Genomic DNA, 21,241 nt, shown 5'->3' on the forward strand with positions numbered 1-21,241 from the left:
ATTTTTAGGGCTTTTCCGCAAGGAAAAGCCCTAATTTTTTTCATTTTTACAGCCTTACGGCCAGACCGTGGGGCTCCGCCCCACACCCTGCCAAGGGAGCCTGCTCCCCTGGACCCCTTCCCGCTGCGCGCCGGTTATTTCAGGTGCCACACGTCCTCGTTATATTGGGCGATTGCCCTGTCGCTGGAGAAGAACCCAGCCTTTGCCACGTTCACCAACATCTTCTTCGCCCAGGCCTGCCGGTCCTCATACTCAGAGAGCAGCCGCTCCTTGGCCGCGATATACTCCTTCGTATCCAGCAGCGCCATGAACCAGTCCTTCCGGCTCATATCCCGATAAAGCCGCCCCAGGTTCTCCGGGTCCCCCATACGCATAAGCGCGGGGCTGATGATAAAGTCCAAAAGCTCCTCTATCTCCGGGTCGCAGGGATAGTAGGCCGCTGGGCTGTACCGCCCCTCGCCCTCCTTATAGAGCTCAAGGACCTCCTCGCTGGACTTGCCGAATATGCAGATATTCTCGTCTCCCACCAGCTCGTGTATCTCCACATTGGCCCCGTCCTCTGTGCCCAGGGTCACCGCGCCGTTTAGCATGAACTTCATGTTCCCGGTGCCGCTGGCCTCCTTAGAGGCCAGGGATATCTGCTCGGAGATATCGCAGGCAGGTATCAGCTTCTCTGCCCAGGTGACGTTGTAGTTTTCCACCATGCGCACCTCAAGCCAGGGCGAAACCTCGGGGTCATTGGCAATCAAATCAGACAGGCACAGTATCAGGTGTATAATGTCCTTTGCGATGATATACGCCGGGGCCGCCTTTGCCCCAAAGAGCAGGGTAAGCTTTCTTGCGGGCTTATGCCCTGCCTTTATCTGCTTATACTTCCAGATAATATACAGCGCGTTCATCTGCTGCCGCTTATACTCGTGCAGCCGCTTTATCTGTATGTCGAAGATGGACTCCGGGTCCAGCTCCACCCCGGCCCGCTCCTTCATATACTGGCAGAGCTGCTCCTTCTTCTGTCCCTTTATCTTAAGGAGTTCCTCAAGGGCTTCGGGGTCGTCCTTGAACGCCAGGAGCTTTTCCAGCTCGTCCGCGTTCTTCTTCCAGCCGTCCCCTATCTTCCTGGTAATAAAAGCGCTCAGTTCCGGGTCGCAGTGCATCAGCCACCGCCGGAAGGTCACCCCGTTGGTCTTATTGTTAAACTTCTCCGGGTACACCTCTGCAAAGCACTTGAGCTCTGCCTCCTTCAAAATGTCCGTGTGCAGGGCCGCCACGCCGTTCACCGAGAAGCCATAGTGTATATCCATATTGGCCATATGCACCAGGTTGTGCTCATCAATAATTGCCAGCTTTTCGTCGTCAAACTTCGCCCGCACCCGTCGGTCAAGCTCTTTGATTATGGGCACCAGCTCCGGCACGGCCTTCTCCAGGTAGTGCAGGGGCCACTTCTCCAAGGCCTCGGCCAGTATGGTGTGGTTGGTATACGCGCAGGTCTTGGACACAAGGGAGATGGCCTCGTCCATGTGTATGCCGTCCTTTAGCATGAGCCTTATGAGCTCCGGGATTATCATGGACGGGTGGGTGTCGTTTATCTGTACCACCGCGTGCTTGTGCAGATCCCGAAGGGCATACCCCTTCCCTGCGAGCTCCTTTATAATAAGCTGGGCCGCGTTGCTCACCATGAAATACTGCTGGTACACCCGCAAAAGCCGTCCGTTGTCGTCGCTGTCGTCGGGGTACAGGAACAGGGTCAGGTTCTTCGCTATATCTGTCTTGTCAAAGTCAATACCGTCCTTCACAAGGCTTTCATCTACCGTCTCAAGGTCGAACAGGTGCAGCCGGTTGGTCCCGCCCTCATAGCCGGACACGGTCACGTCGTACATCACCGACTTCACCGCGCCTCCCAGGAAGGGTACCGTGAAGCTCACGTCCGTTTTCTCCGCCCAGCACTCTGGGCCGCTCTCTGCGGGCAGCCAGCGGTCGGGCTTCTCATATTGCTTATGGTCCCAGAAGCTCTGACGGAAGAGCCCGAAGTGATACAGCAGTCCCACGCCGTCCGCTGGCAGGTCAAGCGTCGCCGCAGAATCCAGATAGCAGGCCGCAAGCCTGCCAAGGCCGCCGTTGCCAAGAGAGGGCTCCGGCTCTATCTCCTCTATCTCCGAAAGGGACTTCCCGGCATCTTCAAGGGCCTCTCGGACCTCGTCGAACAACCCCAGATTTATGAGGTTATTGGACAGCAGCTTGCCCACAAGGAACTCCGCCGATACATAGTAGAGCTTCCTGTCCCCCGCTATGCGCGGAGCCGCCGCCAGCTTTTCCTTTGTCAGCTCCAGAAGCGCGGCGTAAATTTCGCCGTTCTCCGCCTCACTCAGACTTTTTCCGTTTAGCCTTTTTTCCAGTTCGTTTTTTATCATTCTTAGGTTCCTCCATTTCCGCCCTTGCGGTTATAATTGTCAGCCGGGCAATTTTTTCTGCAAGCTCTTTAGTGTTCGCGCCCTTCTCCATGCGCCAGCTCCAGTTCATGGGGCTGACGGTAGAGGGGGCGTTCATGCGGGCTTCGGAGCCCAGCACAAGATAGTCCTGCATGGGCACTACAGCCAAATCCCCAACGCTTGTGAGGGCCGCGCGGATAAAGCACCAGACCCCCTGCTCCTCGTCCGTAAAGCCCAGATAGTCCTTTGCCATCTCCAGGTCCCCCTCCGGGGCGTGGCGTATCCAGCCAAGGGTTGTGTCGTTATCATGGGTGCCGGTATATACCACACAGTGGGTGCCGTAGTTATGGGGCAGATAGCTGCTGTCCTCCCATGAAGTAAAGGCGAAGTGCAGCACCTTCATTCCCGGATAGGTGCTCCTCTTTAACAGTGTCTTCACCGCCGGGGTCAAATATCCCAGGTCCTCGGCGATAATGGGCGCGCCGGGCACGGCCTTGTTTATGGCGGAGATAAAGTCGTACCCCGGGCCCTTCACCCACTTGCCGCCCCGGGCGGTCTCGTCCCCGTAGGGCATGGCCCAGTAGCTCTCAAAGCCCCTAAAGTGGTCGATGCGCAGCACGTCGAACATACTAAGCTTCGCCTTTATGCACTCTATCCACCAGGAGTAGCCCTCCTTCTTCATCAGGTCCCAGCGGTATATGGGGTTGCCCCAGAGCTGGCCGTCCTCAGAGAACGCGTCCGGCGGGCACCCGGCCACCACCGTGGGGTTGTTGTCTGCGTCCAGCTGGAACTGACCGGGGTTGGCCCAAACGTCCGAGCTGTCCCCGGACACGTATATGGGCGTGTCGCCGATAATGGAGACGCCCTTCTTGTTGGCGTACTTCTTAACCTTCTCCCACTGCCCGAAGAAAAGGTACTGGGTGAAGACGTGATAGCTTATCTCCCCCTCCAGCTCCTTTTTTGCCCTCTTCATGGCGGCGGGTTTTCTAAGGCGGATATCCTCCTCCCACTGGTACCAGGGCCGTCCCTCGTGGGCCGATTTCAGGGCCATAAAGAGGGCGTAGTCCTCTATCCAGGCGGCGTTCTGGTTCCTGAAGCGGGAGAGGGCCTTGTCCTTTTTGAAGTTATCGAAGGCCTTGCGCAGAAGGGGCTCCCGGGCCTTACGCACCGCGTCATAGTCCACCCGGCCAGGGTCCTCGCCCCAGCCGGATTTTTTCAGCTTCTTGCCATTGATAAGCCCGTCCTCCACGAGAAGGTCCAGGTCGATGTAGATGGGTTCACCCGCAAAGGCCGAGAAGCTCTGATAAGGGCTGTTGCCAAAGCCCGTGGGCCCCATGGGCAGCACCTGCCAGAAGCCCTGCTTCGCCCGGGCCAGGAAATCCACCCAGTCCCGGGCGGCCTTTCCAAGGCTGCCGATACCGTACTTTGACGGCAGGCTGCTCACCGGCAGCAGTATGCCGGCCCGCCGCTTCATCCATTTTTCTTGTGTTGGCATAAGTTTCCTCCGTATCTCCCCAGGAGTGGGACGATGTATTTAAGTAATAGTATAGCATATCCCGCCGGATTTTTCCATATATTTTGGCGGTTAGGGGAAATTTTTACAAAAAGAGAAAGGCCCAAAGGCCTTTCCCACTAACCTATACCCTCATAGTATTCTTCAGTATAAGGCACTGCGCTCATATCAAAGGAGTCTTGCAGCTCTTTTAGGTACTTGTAGGGCAGGGGCATGGGCGTTATATCAAGCCCGCGCCCTATGGCCTCCAGAACCTCCCGGGTCTCAGAGTCGGGCCTGCATTTAATAAGAAACTCCCCGAAGCTCTGCTTGCTGTCAAACATATGGGCCTGAGCCGGGGCCGCCATGTCACCGCAGGCCAGCAGCAGCCGGAGCATATCGGTGACGCTGCGGGCTATGGGGTGCACAGGGTCGTCGCCGGCCATTGGGTCCACCACGAACACGGTCTCGTCCAGGCCCAGCGCCTGGCAGTAATGTATGCCGTCCACTCCCGCCCAGCCCAGGAGGAAAGCGTCCCTGGGGGTGCAGAAGTAACCCTCGTTATCTTCGCGCTGCATAAGCCCCACCCGCTCCAGGTCAAGGCCCAGGGAGAGGAGCTTTTGGAATGTGATGTCCATTGCAGGTCACCTCATTTATAATCGGTACGTTCTATATGGCCGGTCCTGTGCCGAGCAGCTCCTTCAGCACCTGCTCCCGGCGTTCTATAAACATCTTCGTCACCTGGAAGCTGTCCGTCTCCTCATAGGCGAGGGGGTGCACCTGGCCGCCGTCAAAGCTGAGTATCTCCGCGCCGGGAAACCCCAGCAGAATAGGCGAGTGGGTGACGATAAAGAACTGGGAGCCCTCTGCGGCGCAGGAGTGTATGTCTAAAAGCAGTGTAAGCTGGCGCTGTGGGGACAGCGCGGCCTCGGGCTCGTCCAGAAAGTATAGGCTCTGCGGCCGGAGGTGGCTCTGCGCCACGGTCAGAAAGCTCTCCCCATGGGAGCGCTCATGCAGGCCGGCCGAGGGGACGCGGCCCTCCCGGGCGTAAAGCTCCTCCTGGGTGGCCACGTTGTAGAAGCTCTCGGCCCGAAGAAAGTACCCCCAGCCGGGCCTCTGCCAGCCCCTTATGAGCCGCATGGCCCCGCATAGCTCAGAGTGGCTGTCGCGGGTGGAGAAGCTGTAATTTTTCGTGCCCCCCTCCGGGTTAAACCCCGCCGCCACAGCCATGGCCTCCAGCAGAGTGGATTTGCCGCTGCCGTTCTCCCCAGCGAAAAGGGTGACGGGCTTTGTGAACCGCAGCCCGTCAAGACCGCTGACAGCGGGGATATCCCTTACATAGCTCTCCGGACCCAGCCGGCCCGCGTCTATTTCAAGGCCGTTTATGAACAGGCCGTCCATTTTGCCGCCTCACTTCACCTCGACCGTCCAACCGAACTCGTCCTCTATCCGCCCGGTCTGTATCCCGGTCACCGTGTCATAAAGCCGCTGGCTCAAGGGCCCTATGCCGCCCCCGGAGATCTCCATCACCTCGTCCCCAAAGCGTAACACGCCCACCGGGGAGATGACGGCGGCGGTGCCGCTGCCGAAGCACTCATCCAAAGAGCCGTCCCGGGCGGCCGAGACCAGCTCCTCCACGCTTATGCGGCGCTCCTCCACCTCTAAGCCCCAGTGGCGGCAAAGGTCCAGGCAGCTGGCCCTGGTTACGCCGGGCAGGATGCTGCCGTTGAGCTTAGGGGTGACAACTTTTCCGGCAATCTTAAAGAAGATGTTCATGGAGCCCACCTCCTCGATATACTTGCGCTCCACGCCGTCCAGCCAGAGCACCTGGGCATACCCCTCCGCGTCGGACTTCTCCTGGGCTTTAAGGCTCGCGGCGTAGTTGCCGCCGGCCTTGGCCTCGCCTATGCCCCCGCGCACGGCGCGCACATAGTCGTCCTCTATCCATATCTTTACCGGGTCCAGGCCGCTGGCGTAGTAGGCCCCGGAGGGGGAGAGTATAACGAGGAATTTATAGGAGAGCGACGGGTGCACGCCCAAGTGGTTGTCTGTGGCGATGATAAAGGGGCGGATATACAGGGAGGTGCCGGGCTTTGTGGGTATCCAGTCCCTGTCCACGCTCACCACGGTCTTGATGGCGTTGATAAAGTCCTCCTGGGGCACCGGCGGGATGCAAAGGCGCTTGCAGGAATTCTCGGCCCTCTGGGCGTTCCTGTCGGGCCTAAAGAGCAATACCCGGCCGTCCCCGGTGTGGTAGGCCTTGAGCCCCTCGAACATCTCCTGGGCATAGTGGAACACCATGGCCGAGGGATCCAGGCTCAGGGGCCCATAGGGGACGATTCGGGGGTCGTGCCATCCCCGTCCCTCGTCGTAGTCCATTATGTACATATGGTCGGTGAAAATCTGGCCGAAGCCCAGCTTGTCCTCGTTGGGCTTTTCCTTTGGCGCTGTGGTGCGCTGGAGCTTGATATTCTGCATGCTTGACGACCTTCTCTCTTTACTTTATTGATGTAACATATTATAATACCCTATGTAGAAAAATGCAAGGAAAAAAGGCAGGGAAATACTATGGATATGTTTGAGCTGTTTTTGATAGCCGTGGGCCTTTCCATGGACGCCTTCGCGGTGTCCATATGCAAGGGCCTTGCAATGCGCCGTGCGGACCCCAAAAGCATGGGGCTCGTGGGCCTATGGTTTGGCGGGTTCCAGGCGCTGATGCCGGTGCTGGGGTACCTGGTGGGCGTACAGTTCCGGGAGGCCATCACCGCAGTGGACCACTGGATCGCCTTTGGGCTTTTAGCAGTGATAGGCGGCAATATGCTCAGAGAAGCCCTCTCCGGCGAAGAGGACGAGGACGGCGACGCGTCGCTGGCCCCGAAGACTATGGTGCTTTTAGCCCTAGCCACCAGCATAGACGCGCTGGCGGTGGGGGTCGGGTTTGCGTTTCTGGATGTGAACATCACCGCCGCAGCCGGGTTCATAGGAGCAGTCACCTTCACGCTGTCAGCGGTGGGCGTTAAGGTGGGCAGTGTTTTCGGGGCAAAGTACAAGGCTCGGGCGGAGATTGCCGGAGGGGCAATACTGATACTTATGGGCACAAAAATATTGCTGGAGCATTTAGGGGTCATAAACTTCTAGGGCGGGAGGAGTTCTAAAGGTGAATTACAGAAAGGAGTATTCTTATGGAAAAATGGGACCTATACACAAAAGACAGAGTAAAGACCGGCCGCTCCCACACCCGGGGCGAGGAACTGCCGGAGGGCCTGTTCCACCTGGTAGTACACATCTGGCTGAAAAACCCAGAGGGCCGGTACCTTATCTCACAGCGCTCGGCGGACAGGCCCACCTTTCCGCTCATGTGGGAGACCACCGGCGGCTCGGTGCTCCTCTCTGAGGACAGTCTTGAGGGGGCCCTTCGGGAAGTTAGGGAGGAGCTGGGTATAGACCTGCCCCCGAAAGAGGGTAAGCTGCTGTTCTCAAGGGTCCGCGACTGGGTGGACGGCAAGCGTTTCGGGGATATTCTTGACGTATGGGAGTTCCCCTTTGAGGGCGAAGCGGACTTGACCGCTGCCGAGGGCGAAGTGTGCGATACCCGCTGGGCGGACGTTACAGAGATAGGGCGTATGCTGGAAAGCGGGGAGATGGTGGGGACTTTGGGATATATTCTGGAGCGGAAGCCTTGACCGGCATGGGAGTTTGTGCTAAAATAAGCTCTGCTCTGAATTTTACGGCAAGGAGGGAGAAACATGAACCTTTTCGACCAGAAGAAGCATATGCTGGTGCTGTTCTGCTCCCCGAACCCCCACGGCAGCACAAGGAGGCTGCTGGACAGCTTTATGGAGGAGTTCAAGGACCGGGTGGACTGGAGAACCGCCGAGGTGAACGCCTATGAGCTTAACGCCCATCCCTGTACGGGCTGCCGGGCCTGCGCCAAGAAGGAGAAGTGTACATATGACGACCTGGACAAGTTCGACAAGGAGCTTAGAAAATGCGACCTCCTGGTGGTGGCCTCGCCGGTATATAACGACTCCTTCCCCTCGCCCATGAAGGCTATTCTGGACAGGACCCAGCGGTATTTTGAGGCGAGGTTCTCCCTGGGGCTCCGCCAGCCCATAAAGAAGCACAGGGACGCGGTGCTGCTCTTGACCATGGGCCGGGAGGAGGACTTCCCCTTAGAGGTTACTGCCCACCAGCTCCAGCGGGCCTTCAGCGTCATGAACACCACTTTGACCGGCTGCGCCGTCTGGGACGGCACGGACCTGGGCCGCAGGAACCTGGGCCCGGCCCAGCAAAAAGCCCGGGCGCTGGCTCTTGAAATCCTCAAGGAACCATGATAAAATAAGAAGAAAACTTAAAACAGTAAGGCGGTTTTAATATGTCTGGACATTCAAAATGGAACAACATCAAGCGCAAGAAGGAGAAGGCCGACGGCGCGAAGGCCAAGGTCTTCACTAAGATAGGCCGCGAGCTGGCCGTAGCCGTTAAAGAGGGCGGCAGCGGCGACCCGGCGGCTAACTCCCGGCTTCGGGACTGCATAGCAAAGGCTAAGGCGGCCAATGTGCCCAACGACAACATCGACCGCATAATCAAGCGGGCTATGGGCGACGGCAACGCCGACAACTATGAGAACATCACCTACGAGGGCTACGGCCCCAGCGGGGTGGCGGTCATCGTAGAGACCCTTACCGACAACCGCAACCGCACCGCCGCCGACGTGCGCCACGCCTTCGACAAGTACGGCGGGAACCTGGGCACCACCGGCTGCGTCAGCTTCATGTTCAAGGAGAAGGGCGTTATCGTGGTGGAGCGCGAGGGATTGGACGAGGATACCGTCATGGCCGACGCCCTTGAAGCCGGAGCCTCGGACTTCGCCGCGGACGAGGACGTGTTCGAGATATCCACCGAGCCCGCGGACTTCAGCGGCGTCCGGGAGGACCTGGAGAAGAAGGGCTATGAGTTCGTCTCCGCCGAGGTGGAGATGGTGCCCGACACCTATACGGCCATCACCGACGAGGAGACCGTCATAAAGATGCAGAAGATGCTGGACCTCTTGGAGGACAACGACGACGTGCAGAACGTCTGGCACAACTGGGAAGCGCCGGAGGACGACGAGGAGTAAGCAAAACTAAATAAACGGCAGAGATAAAAACGCAACGCGCCTCCCCCTTTGGGGACTGTGCCAGAGCCGGTAGGTAGCCCGGCCGTCTCGTTTATCAAACGAGGTAAGTAACCCTCCCCTCCGGGTCGTCCGTTCCCTGTCCTTGGCAATTCTTAGGAGGGAAGGTTATGGACGAGGAGAGCGTAAAGCTGACGGTGTTCTTCGAGGGGCCCTTTTGGGTCGGCGTTTTCGAGCGCGTGTCAGAGGGAAAGCTGACCGTGTGCAAGGTCACCTTCGGGGCTGAGCCGAAGGACGGCGAGGTATGGGAGTTTATCCTAAAGAACTACCACCGGCTGAGCTTCAGCCCGGCGGTGGGGGCCCCGGCAAAGCGCGCCGCAGGCAGCCCCAAACGCAGGCAGCGCAGCGCCGGAAAGGAGCTGCGGGCCCCGGGTATTGGGACAAAGTCTCAGCAGGCGTTAAAGCTCCAGCAGGAGACAGCCAAAGACCAACGCCGGGAGCTTCGCAGAGAACGGCGGGAGGCCGGGAGAGACCGGCAGTTTGAGCTCCGGCAGGAAAAGCGCCGGGAGAAGCATAGAGGACATTAAAAGGGACCGTGCCAAAAGGCACGGTCCCTTTACCTCGTCATGTCCACCGAAGGAGCCCCAGCGCCAATAAGTGCGCCGGATAGAACACATAGAAGAACCACTTATGCACTGGCCTCCTGCTCCCGCCCTGTCCGTTATATAAAAACCGAAGCGCGAGTATGGGCAGCAGCACCCCCAGGTGGAACCAGTTGTTTGCAAGTCCCCCCGCCAGGGCCATGCCCACGCAGGGCAGCAGGAACGTAAGGCCATAGGCTGTCCACATGGCCCGGGGCCGCTCCCGGTACACGTGCACGAACAGCACACCCAACACGTCCATCACCGGCCAGTCCCCGGGCAGAGACAGTATGCAGAGCCCGATTACGCACAGCACCTTCACCGGCTTTTTAAGCCTTTGGCTCTCCCAGACCCTTATGGCCGTAAGGCCCAGGAAAAGGGTGTAGGTCACGCCCTGGACGATGTTGAAGGCAAAGGGTATGGTGGGGTGGAGGAAGGGGAAATAGCCGAACTCAAAGTAGATGAACGGCCCCCAGGACGCCAGGGCGCAGAGTCCCAGGCGCAGCTGGTATTTTTTCACGTCCCGGGTGTATATGTAGCCCTGGCCCACGAAGAAAGCCATGGTCGGGCCGGTAAAACGCCCGATAAAGTGCATTATCTGGCCGAGAAGGGGGTGAATCGGGTCCACAACTCCCCAGGCGATATGGTCGATGAGCATGGCGATTATGGCGACATACTTTATCTGGTTTCGATTGAGCCCTTTGCGGGCGGCATATGACATAAGGGCAGCTCCTTTACTGTAAGCTGCCCTTAATTATATCTTAGAGATACATCGCCTGTCAATGTATATTTTCTTAAGAAAGTCTTAAGACTGGTCCCCGCTCCAGTCCACGTCGTACTCCCGCTCCACGGTAAACTTTGTCATCTGCCCCGAGGTCATGTCAAAATTTAGATCGTACTTATATTCAAGGCCGTATTTCAGCCACATCACCTCGTCCCCGGTCCAGTCGGGGTACATCTCCCCGGCCTTCTCCCGGGTGAGCTCCGTCACAGGGACCCCGTCGAACTCTATCTTCGAGAGTACCGCCGGATCGTCCTCGCTGTGCATATAGAACTCGAGCCGGGCTATCACGGCTTCACCCAGAGGTATGGCCTCCTCCTCGGTGACAAAGGATATCTGGGCGAAGATGTTCTCATTAACATTGATGCTGCCGCCGGTATAGTAGGAATTGGGTTCCAGCTCCATATCGGGGTCCACGTCCACCCGCTCGTAATTCTCGTCCACCCAGCCTACGTTCATGCCCTGGTCCAGAAGGGTCTGCACGGTGGTCTCGCCCACACGTATTTCTGTGCCGTTGATCTTAATGGGCAGCAGCTTCTCCTGCTCCTTCTCGCTGCTGCTGCCGCTCTCCCCCGAACAGGCGGGGAGCAGCAGGACCAGCGCCAGCAGAAGGCAGATAATTTTAAGTACGTTCCTCATAGCTTTTTCTCTCCTCTAAGTTCTATTTTTCACCCCATAGGCTTTTCGCCTTGGGGCAGAATTTTTCAATAAGGGCCTGGGCCTCTCCTATCTGCTTCATGTTCTCCATATACACCTTCGCGTTGGGATAGCTTGAGGCAAAGGCGGTGCCGTCTCTATAGCCGACAACGATGGACACCCCCATGCCTATGGTCTGGCGCACCCGGGTGCTGCCCATATTATAGCCTATCCGGCCGGTCTCCTCTATGACCTTCAGGCTTTCCATGTCCGAGACCCGGAACACATGGCAGCTGTCCCGGAAGTATATCCAGAATTCCGGGCCTATAATGAGCCTTGCGGGGTATTTGTCCGTGGTGCCGTTTGTAAAGTCCGCCCGGCCTGTTGGAGCCTGCTTTGCAAGGGCCTCCTGGTCGGAGGGCGAGAGCTTTGAAAGCGTCTGCTCGTACATCTGCCGGACCTTTTTCATAGAGGTGCTGCGGGTCTGTATCCAGAAGCACAGCCAGATAAACAGCGCGAAGCCTACGCCTATAAGCAGGTGCACCTTCATGACGTACTGCCACTCGTACCCAACGCCGAAGCCCAGCGCCACCATAGCGGCGACGCTTAAAGCCATCCATAGGGGCACCCGTTTCATCAGCCGCCGGTTAAAGGCCTTGAACCTGGGGGCATAGTCCTTCATCTCAGCGTCCAGCCACTGCCGGAGAGCCTCGTTCATAATACCAGTCCTCTCAATTTTGTATATTGCGAAAATATTATATACCCGCGTATATAAATATGCAAGCCCCGATTTTCTTTTGTCTTGACAAGCCCACAGCCAGCGGATATAATCGTGGTAACCTGAAATAACCCACAAGGGGGAATAGCCGCAATGAGCATTAAAAAAGTCATCGTAGTACATAAGACACACCTGGACATTGGCTTCACCGATTCCGCCGAAAACGTCCTGCATAAATATCTGGAAACCTTCATACCCGGGGCCGTAAGGACCGCCCGGGAGTGCAACAAAGACGGCAAAAGGAACTTTGTCTGGACCGTGGGCTCATACCTTATTGAGCGCTACTTAAAGGAGGGCAGCGACCCCGAAATGCTGGCAGAGGCCATCAAGAACGGCTTTATAGCCTGGCACGGTCTGCCCCTTACCACCCATACGGAGCTGATGGACGGTAAGCTCTTCGAGTATGGTCTGAGCATATCTAAAAGGCTTGACGAACGCTTTGGCCGGCGCACCATAGCAGCCAAGATGACCGACGTGCCCAGCCACACTCACGCCATGGTTCCATATCTTGCGAAAGCCGGGATAAAGTACCTGCATATCGGCATAAACGGCTCCTCCAAGCTTGTGAAGCTGCCGCCTCTTTGCCGGCTGCGCTATGGAGACGACGAGATAATTCTGGATTACGCGGCTCTTTATGGCGCCTCCAGTGTCTGTGGGGAGTATGCCCTGGAGTTCGCCCACACCCCAGATAACAGCGGCCCTCCTTCGCCGGAGAGTGTGGCCGCCGAGATGGAGCGTCTCCGGGAGAAGTACCCCGGGGCGGAGATAGCCTCCGGGACCATGGACCAGTTCGCAGAGGTGGTGCTGGAACGCATAGACGAGCTGCCGGTAGTCACCGAGGAGCTGGGGGACACCTGGATACACGGCGTGGCCACCGACCCGTATAAGACCGCCGCCTATTACGAGCTTCTGCGCCTGCGGGACCAGTGGGAGCGGGAGGAGCCTAAGGCTGTGGCTTCCCCGGCGTGGCGGGACTTCTGCGGGGGCCTTCTGATGGTATGCGAGCACTCCTGGGGCCGGGACGTGAAGCGCTGGCTCTCGGACTGGAAAAACTGGGAGAAGCAGGACTTCTATAAGGCCCGGGAGCGGGACCATATTACCGCCGAAGACGTGATGCCCGCCGGGGAGCTCCTTCGGGAGTTCACCCTGCATAACGAGCCCACCTTTGTCCAGGGGCTATGCTCCTATAAGCTTATGGAGGAGTCTTGGCTGGAGCAGAGGGGGTATATCCGTGAGGCTGTCACGGCACTGCCGGAGAAGTGGCGGCGCAGGGCCATAGAGAGGCTCGAAACCCTTCGCCCCGCAGGCCCTGGTGTGTGCGCGGAGCCCACTTCGGAGAGGAGCTTTGAAATTAGCGGGTACAAGGTGGAAGTGGATAATGACGGAACGGTGAAGGCAGGCGGAAACTGGCTGGGCAGGCTGGTATACGAGGTCTACAGCGCCAGGACGGTGTTTGACAACCTTGAGAAGTACAACCGAGATCTGGAGCACACCCGGGTCTGGGCCGAGGGGGACTTCTCAAAGCCCGGCCTTGACAGGGTGGAGGAGCTTCGGGACGAGGCCTTTGCCTACGAACTCCAGGGCGTGGAGCGGGAGGATAATACACTGCGGCTGTGGCTGAAGGCCCCGGAGCGTGCCGCCGAAAGGTACGGCGCGCCGCGGGCCGTGACGGTGGCGTACACCTTCGGGGAGAATATTGATGTAGAGCTTCGGTGGTTTGATAAGGACGAGAGCAGAATACCCGAGGGGCTGTTCTTCGGCTTCGGCTTGGGCTATGGAAAGGGGGAGCCTGTGCGCCTTGAGAAGCTGAGCTTGCCCATAGATCCCTATAACGTCCGGGAGGGCGGCAACCGCAAGCTCCACGCTTCGCCTGTAGTAGAGGGCGGCAGCGGCACGGTCAAGAGCCTGCACGCGCCCCTTCTGAGCGTGGGTGGCCGGCACCTATACGATGAAAACGAGGAGTACGGCAGGCCGGAGGACGGCATGTGGTATCTTCTTCACAATAACCGCTGGGGTACTAATTTCCCCCTGTGGTATGGGGAAAACGCAAGATTTGAGTTCAAAATAAGCATAAACGGGGGCAGAAAATGAGTATTTCCGGCAGATTAGTCACTTCAATGTGCAAGGTTTTTCCCACGAGAGAGCCCGGCCCGGTCCTGGGGGAGCTTTGCGCCCTTAGGGGCGAGAGCCTGTCGTTTCAGCTGGCCTACCGCTGGGAGGGGCCCTATAGAGCCTGGGGCAAGGTGGAGGTGGAGTCAAAGCTCCCTGTGCGGGTGCGGGAGGTGGGCTTAGTGCCCTGCGAATACCCCTGCCACCCCTGGCACGACGAGGGGTATCTGGCCACAGAGCCGGGACTTTACCCGGATCTTCTCAGGGAGCCAAAGCGGTTTGGCATACCACTGGTAGCGGGCCAGTGGAGGAGCGTCTGGCTGGACGTTAAGACAGAAGGTATCACGGCCGGAAAATACCCGGTAACTGTAAGGATAGTGGGAGAGGAGGGCGTGCTCTGTGAGGAGAGCGCCCCAGTGGAGATACTGGATATGGAGCTGCCGAAGCTGCCCATACCCCATACCGAGTGGTTTCACAGCGACTGCCTGGCGGACTACTACGGCGCGGAGGTCTTCTCAGAGCGCTGGTGGGAGATAGTGGGGAACTTTGTGGAAACGGCGGCGGAGCATAGGTGCAATATGCTTCTGACCCCGGTGTTCACCCCGCCCTTAGATACGGCTGTAGGCGGCCAGCGCCGCACCGTCCAGCTTGTGGACGTTGAGGTTATGGGCGAGGGATATAGGTTCGGCTTTGAAAATTTCCGGCGCTGGGTGAAGCTGGCCCTGGACCGGGGCATTGAGTATATCGAGATATCCCACCTTTTCAGCCAGTGGGGGGCAAAGGCCGCGCCCAAGGTCATGGGCACGGAGAAGGGCGAGTACAGGCAGCTCTTCGGCTGGGACACCGACGGCGGCGGGGAGGAGTATACCGGCTTTCTAAGGCAGTTTTTGCGGGCTCTGAAGCCGGTGCTTGAGGAGTTAGGTATAAGCGGGCGCACCTATTTCCACATCTCCGACGAGCCCTCTTTAGAGCATATGGACAGCTATAAGCGGGCCTTTGAGGGCGTGAAGGAGGAGCTGGCGGGCTATAATATGATGGACGCGCTGTCAGAACGCACCTACTATGATATGGGCCTTGTACAGCAGCCGGTCTGCGCCATAGACCACCTGGAGAAGTTCCTAGCGGGCCGGCCGGAAAAGCTCTGGGGTTACTACTGCACCGGCCAGGCGGTGGACGTGCCCAACCGCTTCATTGTCCAGCCCGGGTCTCGGACCCGGATACTTGGGGCTCTGCTCTATAAGTATGAGCTTGCGGGGTTTTTGCAGTGGGGCTATAACTTCTATAACTCTCAGGTGTCTCTCTACCAGATTGATCCCTACCGCGTCACCGACGCGGGCGGGGCCTTCCCCTCCGGCGACCCCTTCCTCGTCTACCCCGGCCCGGAGGGCAGGCCGGAGGAGTCCCAGCGGCTCCTGCTCATGGACGAGGCCATGTGTGACTACTGTGCCCTTTATGCCCTTGAGGGTCTTGTGGGCCGGGAGCGGGTCACGGAGCTTGTCGGGGAAATGACGTTTAAAAGCTACCCGGACGAGGCGGGGCTTTTGGAGGTGCGCAGACGGGTGAACGAGGAGATAAAGGCGAATATTTAAAGAAGAAGCCCCCGGAGCTGCCGGGGGCTTCTATTCGTCAATACCGCTGCCCCTCTCTCGGAGCACGGAGACCGCAGCCCTTTTGACCTCCTCAGAGACAGCTGTGCGGTGTATCTGCCTGAGATGCCCGTCGTCATAGCGGCGGAACTCGGCCATATAGCACTCAATTATCTGCCGGCGCTCGGAGCCGGGAGCCTTTATGAAGCCTTTTAGTTTTGTGAAGAGTCCCATGGGGTTGCGTCTCCTTTCGAGGAAATCTGAGCCGCTTCGGCCACTGACGACATGATAGCACATAATTTTGTTTGTGTCAATAACAATATGTTACTTACACAAGGTTTATTATGTGCTCCACCTACCCTAAAATCAATGGGGGAGGTGATTGCGTGAAACAGGAATACAAGGGCATGTACGAGCGGTTCGGGCTGAACGTGGTGTACTACCGCAAAATGAAGCGCATGACCCAGCTGCAGCTGGCGGAACTTCTGGACATTGACAGAAGCCATATCAGCTCCATAGAGCTTGGCAACGTGGGCGTGTCCATGGATCTTATCTTCAAGATGTGCGAGGTTTTCGGCATCAAGCCAAAAGAACTTTTTGACTTCCGGGACTAGACGGGAGTCCGCAAATTTCCCTTGACTTTCCCGGCGTTTCGTGCTATATTATATAAGCCGCATACTGCGGGCTTTTAAAGCGGCGCTTAAAGAGCGTCCGCCCGAGAGTAGCGAGACTATAATAAAGGCAGGATAAGAAATGTTTGCAGTGATCGAGACAGGCGGTAAGCAGTACAAGGTTCAGTACGGCGACGTTATCTATGTGGAGAAACTGGACGCAGAGGAGAACAGCACCGTTGAGTTCCCGGTGGTGGCTGTCTTCGGCGAGGGGGAGCCCAAGGTGGGCGCGCCCTATGTGGAGGGCGCCACGGTTACCGGTAAAGTGGTAAAGAACGGCAAGGCAAAGAAGATAACCGTCTTCACCTATAAGCCCAAGAAGAACTCCAAGCGGAAGATGGGTCATCGCCAGCCCTATACCAAGATACAGATCGAGGCCGTGAAGGCCTGATGATCGAAGTGGGTTTCCTCACCCACACCGGAGGCCTGCTGGGCTTTCATATCACCGGCCACGCCGGTGGAGCGGCCGGCACGGACATAGTGTGCGCGGCGGTTTCCTCTGCGGCGTACCTTGTGGCAAATACCGTCACCGATGTGATGGGCGCGGTTCCAAGGGAGCTGACGGCTGAAGAAGGGGATATGCTTCTGCGGCTCTCGCCGGAGGACGTGCCAAAGTGCCGGACGGTGCTCCTGGGGCTCAGGCTGCACCTTACAGGGCTTGAGGAACAGTATCCGGAGGATATCCGGGTGAGCTATATGGAAATTTGAGAGCATCTATAACAATAATCGAAAGGAAGGCTTTTATTATGCTGAAAATCAATATCCAGCTTTTCGCCCATAAAAAGGGCATGGGCTCCACAAAGAACGGCCGCGACTCCGAGTCTAAGCGCCTGGGCGTAAAGCGCGCCGACGGCCAGTTCGTGCTGGCGGGGAACATCCTTGTCAAGCAGCGCGGCACCAAGATCCATCCCGGCACCAACGTGGGCAGGGGCAAGGACGACACCCTGTTCGCCATGGTGGACGGCAAGGTGCGCTTCGAGCGCATGGGCGCGGACCGCAAGAAGGTCAGCGTCTACGCCGAGTAAGCAGGGTTCTGAAGGTAGAAAAAGCCTCTTCGCGGTGAAGGGGCTTTTTTGTAATAGGGGGGAGGAATACTGTGGATTTGACGAAGTTCCAGTGGACCAGAAAGCCGGAGAGCTTTACTATAAATGACAAGAGGATAGAGATAGTCACAAGGCCCTATACAGACCTGTGGCAGAGGACCTACTACCATTTTCAAAATGACAACGCCCCGGTACTCCAGACGGAGACCGATGAAAAGTATTTCAGCTTCACGGTGAAGACGGACTTTATGGACAGCGGCCACCGCTTTGACCAGTGCGGCGTTGTCATGTACCTGGACAGTGAGAACTGGCTGAAGGCCTCGGCGGAGTACGAGAATGAGGAGTTCTCCCACCTGGGCAGCGTGGTTACAAACGGCGGCTTCTCCGACTGGGCCACCACGGCGATACCCGCTAGCGTAAAGTCCATGTGGTATAGGCTCAGCCGCCGGGAGGACGACTACAAGATAGAGTGCTCCCGGGACGGGACCAGCTTTGAGCAGATGCGCATATGCCATATGCAGAAGGGCGGGGGCAGGATACGTTTCGGGATATATGCCTGCTCGCCGGAGAATTCCAGCTTTAAAGCGGTGTTCACAAATATGAAAGTGTCGGAGTGCAAATGGCCGGCCCATGAGGGCCAGCCGCCGGAGGGGCGTAAATCATGACAAGACTATTTATTGTAGAGGGACTACCCTGCTCGGGCAAGAGTACCACGGCGAAATATATGGCGGAGAGGCTTTCGGCCATGGGCAGGAGGGTGCTCTGCGTGGACGAGGGCACCGGGGAGCACCCCGCCGACTATGAGCAGAGCGCCTATGTCACCGGCGGGCAGCTGGCCTCCTTCCCGCCGGGGCTTCGGGAGATGATACGCTCACGGTCAGAGCCAAGGCTGGACGGCTATGTTGTCCCTCTCTCAAAGCTGGGCGGTGCGGCCCTTCAGCGGCTCATACCCTATAAGATATATGACTCCCTGCCCTGGGAGGCGGAGATGCCCCTGATGCTGGACAAGTGGAGGTGCTTTACAGAGAGCGCCGAGGAGCATATGCTCTATGTTTTCAACGCCGTTCTCCTACAGAACCCCATGTGCGAGACCATGATGCGGTTCAACTTTTCCATGGAGCAGTCCCTGGAATATATCGAAAAAATAGCGGAGATAATCGCGCCTATGGACCCTGCGGTGATATATCTGAAAAGCGATAATATTGCGGAGAGCGTCCGGGCGGTCTCGGAGGAGCGCCCGGGCTGGCTGGAGTCCGTTATCGGCTACCACGTAAACGGCGCATACGGCGAAAGCATAGGCGCGAAGGGCTTTGAGGGGTACATCGCCTGCCTTGAGGAGCGCCAGCGCAGGGAGCTGGAAATACTGGAGAGGCTTGGCATTAACCGCCTGGTCCTTGAGGGTCCTCGGCAGGAGTGGAACACAAGGATATGCTCCTTCATCGGGGTGCGCCCCAGGAGCTTTTAAATGGCTATGGAGATAGCGCTGCACTATGAAGAAAAGGGCGCTGGCAATCCCCTTGTCCTCCTGCACGGCAACGGCGAGGACGGCTCGTATTTTAAGAGCCAGATAGAGTTTTTCTCCGAAAGTTACAGGGTGATAGCCGTAGACACCCGGGGCCATGGCAGGTCCCCCAGAGGGGACGCGCCCTTTACCATCGCCCAGTTTGCCGAAGATTTGGCGGGCTTTATGGACGGCCTGGGGCTCCGGCGGGCTATTATCCTGGGTTTCTCTGACGGCGCAAATATCGCCATGCGGTTCGCCCTCAACTGCCCCGAGAGGGTGCGGGCGCTGGTACTGAACGGCGGCAACCTGGACCCCTCCGGGATAAAGCGCAGTGTGCAGGTGCCCATCGAGCTGGGCTATAGGCTCACAAAAAATTTCGCCAAAAGGTCAGCGGAGGCGAAGCGCCATATGGAGCTTCTGGGGCTCATGGTCAACGAGCCCAATATAAAGCCGGAGGAGCTGGGAGCCATAAGAGCCCCCACGCTGGTGTTAGCCGGCACCCGGGACATGGTGAAGGAGAGCCACACCCGGCTGATAGCAAGGAGTATCCCGGGGGCGAAGCTGTCAATAATAGAGGGGGACCACTTTATTGCCGGGAAGAAGCCGGAGAGGTTCAATGTGGCGGTGGGGGAGTTTTTGAAAGAAATTGAGGAGAACTGCTGAGATGAAACTACAGATAACCACCGAAAGACTAACAATAACCCCCTTCACCCTCCAATGGCTTGAAGCCTACCACCAAAATTTCACCCCCGAGGTCACAAGATATCAGTACCCTGACCCCTTCCCTGACCCGGAGACAGCCCAACAGGTGCTCTCCGGGTTCATAGCGGACATGGAGCGGGGGGATATGCTGGAGCTTGCGATACTCGGCCACAAGGGGGAATTCCTGGGCAGCGCAGAGGTCTTTGGGCTTAGGGAAAAGGCCCCGGAGTTGGGAATATGGCTGAAGGGCTCCGCCCAGGGGCAAGGGTACGGAAAAGAGGTACTTGAGGGGACCCTTGGGTATCTTGATGGGTTTCGGCGGTACGAATACTATATCTATGAGGCCGACGAGAGGAACGCGCCCAGTATATGTCTTGTGGAGAAATTTCCCCACGAAAGAGGCAGGCTCCAGAGGGTCATAACAGAGTCCGGCAAGGAGCTGATGCTTCGGACCTACCATATACGCGCCAGGAGGTAAATTATGTTTATAGACATGGCAAAAATATATATCAAGGCCGGGGACGGCGGGGACGGCGCGGTGTCCTTCCACCGGGAAAAGTACGTGGCGGCGGGCGGCCCCGACGGCGGGGACGGCGGGCGCGGCGGCAGCGTGGTGTTCCAGGGAGACAGCAACCTCTCCACCCTGGCGGACTTTCGGTACAAGCGCAAGTATCTTGCGCCCCGGGGGGAGAACGGCCGGGGCGGCAGGTGTGCCGGAAAGTCGGCTCAGGATCTGGTGGTGAGGGTGCCCATAGGGACCCTTGTGAAGGAGGCCGAAACGGGCCGGATAATCGCGGACATCTGGGACGGCGAGCCCCAGGTGATAGCCAGAGGCGGCCGTGGCGGCTGGGGGAACACCCACTTTGCCACCCCCACCCGGCAGGCCCCACGCTTCGCGAAGCCCGGCCTGCCCGGACAGGAGCTGGAGGTACAGCTGGAGCTGAAGCTTCTGGCGGACGTGGGCCTGGTGGGCTTTCCCAACGTGGGCAAGTCCACTTTAATCTCTGTGGTGTCTGAGGCAAAGCCCAATATCGCCAACTACCACTTCACCACCCTGACCCCGGTGCTGGGGGTGGTACGCCGGGGGGAGGGCCTCTCCTTTGTGATGGCGGACATCCCCGGGCTCATAGAGGGGGCTTGGGAGGGCAAGGGCCTTGGGCACCAGTTCCTGCGGCACGTGGAACGGTGCCGTATTCTCGTGCATATAGTGGACGTGTCCGGCAGCGAGGGCCGGGACCCCAAAGAGGACTTTGAAACCATAAACCGTGAGCTTAAACGGTTTAACCCAGAGCTCTCCGAGCGGCCCATGCTGGTGGCCGGGAACAAGTGCGACTTGGCGGAGCCCGGGCAGATAGAGGAGTTCAGAAGCTTCATAGAGGGCCTTGGCTACCGCTTTTTCCCCATGATAGCTCCCATAAACGAGCAGGTGGACCCGCTTTTGGACGCGATAACGGCGGAGCTCTCAAAGCTCCCGCCTATTTTACGGTACGAGCCCGACCCGGTGGAACTGCGGCCCCTGGAGGAACTGGACCGGGGCGCGGTGACGGTCACAGAGGAGGATGGCGTGTTCTCTGTGGAGGCCCAGTGGCTGCTGCGGATAATGCGCACGGTAGACTTTGACGACAGCGAGTCCCTACAGTATTTCCAGCGGGTGCTCATTGATACCGGGGTGATAGACGCTCTGAGAGAGGCCGGCTGCGGCGAGGGGGACACCGTGGACATCTACGGGCTGGAATTTGACTTTGTGGATTAGGGG

25 protein-coding genes are annotated in these 21,241 nt (G+C 58.1%); 16 read left to right on the plus strand and 9 right to left on the minus strand.

Going from position 1 to position 21,241, the window contains the following annotated elements:
• Positions 1-134 precede the first annotated feature (134 nt).
• From ADH66_RS02555 to ADH66_RS02575, 5 genes are all read right to left on the minus strand, one after another.
• Positions 135-2,408, minus strand: a complete 2,274-nt coding sequence (locus tag ADH66_RS02555; protein ID WP_066536051.1) for a glycogen/starch/alpha-glucan phosphorylase — start codon at positions 2,406-2,408, stop codon at positions 135-137.
• Positions 2,359-3,900 carry a 4-alpha-glucanotransferase gene (gene malQ, locus ADH66_RS02560; RefSeq protein WP_066541687.1) on the minus strand — a complete coding sequence of 514 codons (1,542 nt, stop codon included), beginning with the start codon at positions 3,898-3,900 and terminating at the stop codon, positions 2,359-2,361. The genes ADH66_RS02555 and malQ overlap by 50 nt, the downstream gene beginning before the upstream one ends.
• 158 nt (positions 3,901-4,058) lie before the next feature.
• Entirely contained in the window at positions 4,059-4,556 is a 498-nt protein-coding gene (locus ADH66_RS02565; RefSeq protein WP_066536048.1) for a hypothetical protein, read from the minus strand.
• 31 nt (positions 4,557-4,587) lie between these two features.
• Complete coding sequence (locus tag ADH66_RS02570; protein WP_066536045.1) at positions 4,588-5,319, minus strand: AAA family ATPase; 732 nt, start codon at positions 5,317-5,319, stop codon at positions 4,588-4,590.
• Between the two features lie 9 nt (positions 5,320-5,328).
• A complete protein-coding gene (locus ADH66_RS02575) occupies positions 5,329-6,396 on the minus strand; it encodes a branched-chain amino acid aminotransferase (RefSeq protein WP_066536043.1) in 1,068 nt (355 codons plus the stop codon).
• Between the two features lie 90 nt (positions 6,397-6,486).
• Between ADH66_RS02575 and ADH66_RS02580 the strand changes: the two genes are divergently transcribed.
• The 5 genes from ADH66_RS02580 (at position 6,487) to ADH66_RS02600 (ending at position 9,621) form a co-directional block, all read left to right on the plus strand.
• Entirely contained in the window at positions 6,487-7,056 is a 570-nt protein-coding gene (locus ADH66_RS02580) for a manganese efflux pump MntP (RefSeq protein ID WP_066536042.1), read from the plus strand.
• A gap of 44 nt (positions 7,057-7,100) precedes the next feature.
• Positions 7,101-7,601, plus strand: a complete 501-nt coding sequence (locus tag ADH66_RS02585) for an NUDIX hydrolase (RefSeq protein ID WP_066536040.1) — start codon at positions 7,101-7,103, stop codon at positions 7,599-7,601.
• A 63-nt stretch (positions 7,602-7,664) separates the two neighbouring features.
• On the plus strand, positions 7,665-8,252 hold the full coding sequence (locus ADH66_RS02590; RefSeq protein WP_066536038.1) for a flavodoxin family protein: 588 nt from the start codon (positions 7,665-7,667) through the stop codon (positions 8,250-8,252).
• Positions 8,253-8,293: 41 nt separating this feature from the next.
• Entirely contained in the window at positions 8,294-9,037 is a 744-nt protein-coding gene (locus ADH66_RS02595; protein ID WP_066536035.1) for a YebC/PmpR family DNA-binding transcriptional regulator, read from the plus strand.
• Between the two features lie 167 nt (positions 9,038-9,204).
• The gene (locus ADH66_RS02600; protein ID WP_066536033.1) at positions 9,205-9,621 is read left to right on the plus strand and encodes a YjdF family protein; all 417 of its coding nucleotides are present in this window, start codon (positions 9,205-9,207) and stop codon (positions 9,619-9,621) included.
• Between the two features lie 37 nt (positions 9,622-9,658).
• On the opposite strand, the gene ADH66_RS02605 is transcribed toward ADH66_RS02600, so the two are convergent.
• The 3 genes from ADH66_RS02605 to ADH66_RS02615 form a co-directional block, all read right to left on the minus strand.
• A complete protein-coding gene (locus tag ADH66_RS02605) occupies positions 9,659-10,396 on the minus strand; it encodes a TraX family protein (protein WP_066536030.1) in 738 nt (245 codons plus the stop codon).
• Positions 10,397-10,480: 84 nt separating this feature from the next.
• Positions 10,481-11,095 (minus strand): hypothetical protein, encoded by a 615-nt coding sequence (locus ADH66_RS02610; protein WP_066536025.1) that lies wholly within the window; start codon positions 11,093-11,095, stop codon positions 10,481-10,483.
• 22 nt (positions 11,096-11,117) lie between these two features.
• Positions 11,118-11,810 carry a hypothetical protein gene (locus tag ADH66_RS02615; protein ID WP_066536023.1) on the minus strand — a complete coding sequence of 231 codons (693 nt, stop codon included), beginning with the start codon at positions 11,808-11,810 and terminating at the stop codon, positions 11,118-11,120.
• A gap of 153 nt (positions 11,811-11,963) precedes the next feature.
• On the opposite strand from ADH66_RS02615, the gene ADH66_RS02620 reads away from it, so the two are divergent.
• Together ADH66_RS02620 and ADH66_RS02625 are read left to right on the plus strand one after the other, a co-directional pair.
• The gene (locus ADH66_RS02620; protein WP_066536021.1) at positions 11,964-13,961 is read left to right on the plus strand and encodes a DUF5054 domain-containing protein; all 1,998 of its coding nucleotides are present in this window, start codon (positions 11,964-11,966) and stop codon (positions 13,959-13,961) included.
• Between the two features lie 26 nt (positions 13,962-13,987).
• A complete protein-coding gene (locus ADH66_RS02625) occupies positions 13,988-15,568 on the plus strand; it encodes a DUF4091 domain-containing protein (protein WP_236757163.1) in 1,581 nt (526 codons plus the stop codon).
• Positions 15,569-15,598: 30 nt separating this feature from the next.
• On the opposite strand, the gene ADH66_RS02630 is transcribed toward ADH66_RS02625, so the two are convergent.
• The gene (locus ADH66_RS02630) at positions 15,599-15,799 is read right to left on the minus strand and encodes a hypothetical protein (protein ID WP_066536016.1); all 201 of its coding nucleotides are present in this window, start codon (positions 15,797-15,799) and stop codon (positions 15,599-15,601) included.
• Positions 15,800-15,951: 152 nt separating this feature from the next.
• Between ADH66_RS02630 and ADH66_RS02635 the strand changes: the two genes are divergently transcribed.
• The 9 genes from ADH66_RS02635 to obgE all read left to right on the plus strand — a co-directional run bounded on the left by ADH66_RS02635 (position 15,952) and on the right by obgE (position 21,238).
• Positions 15,952-16,179, plus strand: a complete 228-nt coding sequence (locus ADH66_RS02635; RefSeq protein ID WP_084384276.1) for a helix-turn-helix transcriptional regulator — start codon at positions 15,952-15,954, stop codon at positions 16,177-16,179.
• A 139-nt stretch (positions 16,180-16,318) separates the two neighbouring features.
• The gene (gene rplU, locus ADH66_RS02640) at positions 16,319-16,627 is read left to right on the plus strand and encodes a 50S ribosomal protein L21 (RefSeq protein ID WP_066536014.1); all 309 of its coding nucleotides are present in this window, start codon (positions 16,319-16,321) and stop codon (positions 16,625-16,627) included.
• On the plus strand, positions 16,627-16,944 hold the full coding sequence (locus ADH66_RS02645; RefSeq protein ID WP_066536007.1) for a ribosomal-processing cysteine protease Prp: 318 nt from the start codon (positions 16,627-16,629) through the stop codon (positions 16,942-16,944). Before rplU ends, ADH66_RS02645 begins: the two co-directional genes overlap by 1 nt.
• Before the next feature lie 38 nt (positions 16,945-16,982).
• Positions 16,983-17,261, plus strand: coding sequence for a 50S ribosomal protein L27 (gene rpmA / locus ADH66_RS02650; RefSeq protein ID WP_066536004.1), 279 nt, complete (start codon positions 16,983-16,985; stop codon positions 17,259-17,261).
• 71 nt (positions 17,262-17,332) lie between these two features.
• Positions 17,333-17,944, plus strand: coding sequence for a DUF1349 domain-containing protein (locus tag ADH66_RS02655; RefSeq protein ID WP_066535998.1), 612 nt, complete (start codon positions 17,333-17,335; stop codon positions 17,942-17,944).
• Positions 17,941-18,744, plus strand: a complete 804-nt coding sequence (locus ADH66_RS02660) for a P-loop NTPase family protein (protein ID WP_066535996.1) — start codon at positions 17,941-17,943, stop codon at positions 18,742-18,744. The genes ADH66_RS02655 and ADH66_RS02660 overlap by 4 nt, the downstream gene beginning before the upstream one ends.
• Positions 18,745-19,446, plus strand: a complete 702-nt coding sequence (locus ADH66_RS02665) for an alpha/beta fold hydrolase (protein ID WP_330397677.1) — start codon at positions 18,745-18,747, stop codon at positions 19,444-19,446. It abuts the gene before it with no gap.
• Position 19,447: 1 nt separating this feature from the next.
• Positions 19,448-19,963 carry a GNAT family N-acetyltransferase gene (locus tag ADH66_RS02670; protein WP_066535994.1) on the plus strand — a complete coding sequence of 172 codons (516 nt, stop codon included), beginning with the start codon at positions 19,448-19,450 and terminating at the stop codon, positions 19,961-19,963.
• 3 nt (positions 19,964-19,966) lie between these two features.
• Positions 19,967-21,238, plus strand: coding sequence for a GTPase ObgE (gene obgE, locus ADH66_RS02675; protein WP_066535992.1), 1,272 nt, complete (start codon positions 19,967-19,969; stop codon positions 21,236-21,238).
• Positions 21,239-21,241: the final 3 nt, after the last annotated feature.

This window comes from Acutalibacter muris, assembly GCF_002201475.1.
Classification (GTDB): domain Bacteria; phylum Bacillota; class Clostridia; order Oscillospirales; family Acutalibacteraceae; genus Acutalibacter; species Acutalibacter muris.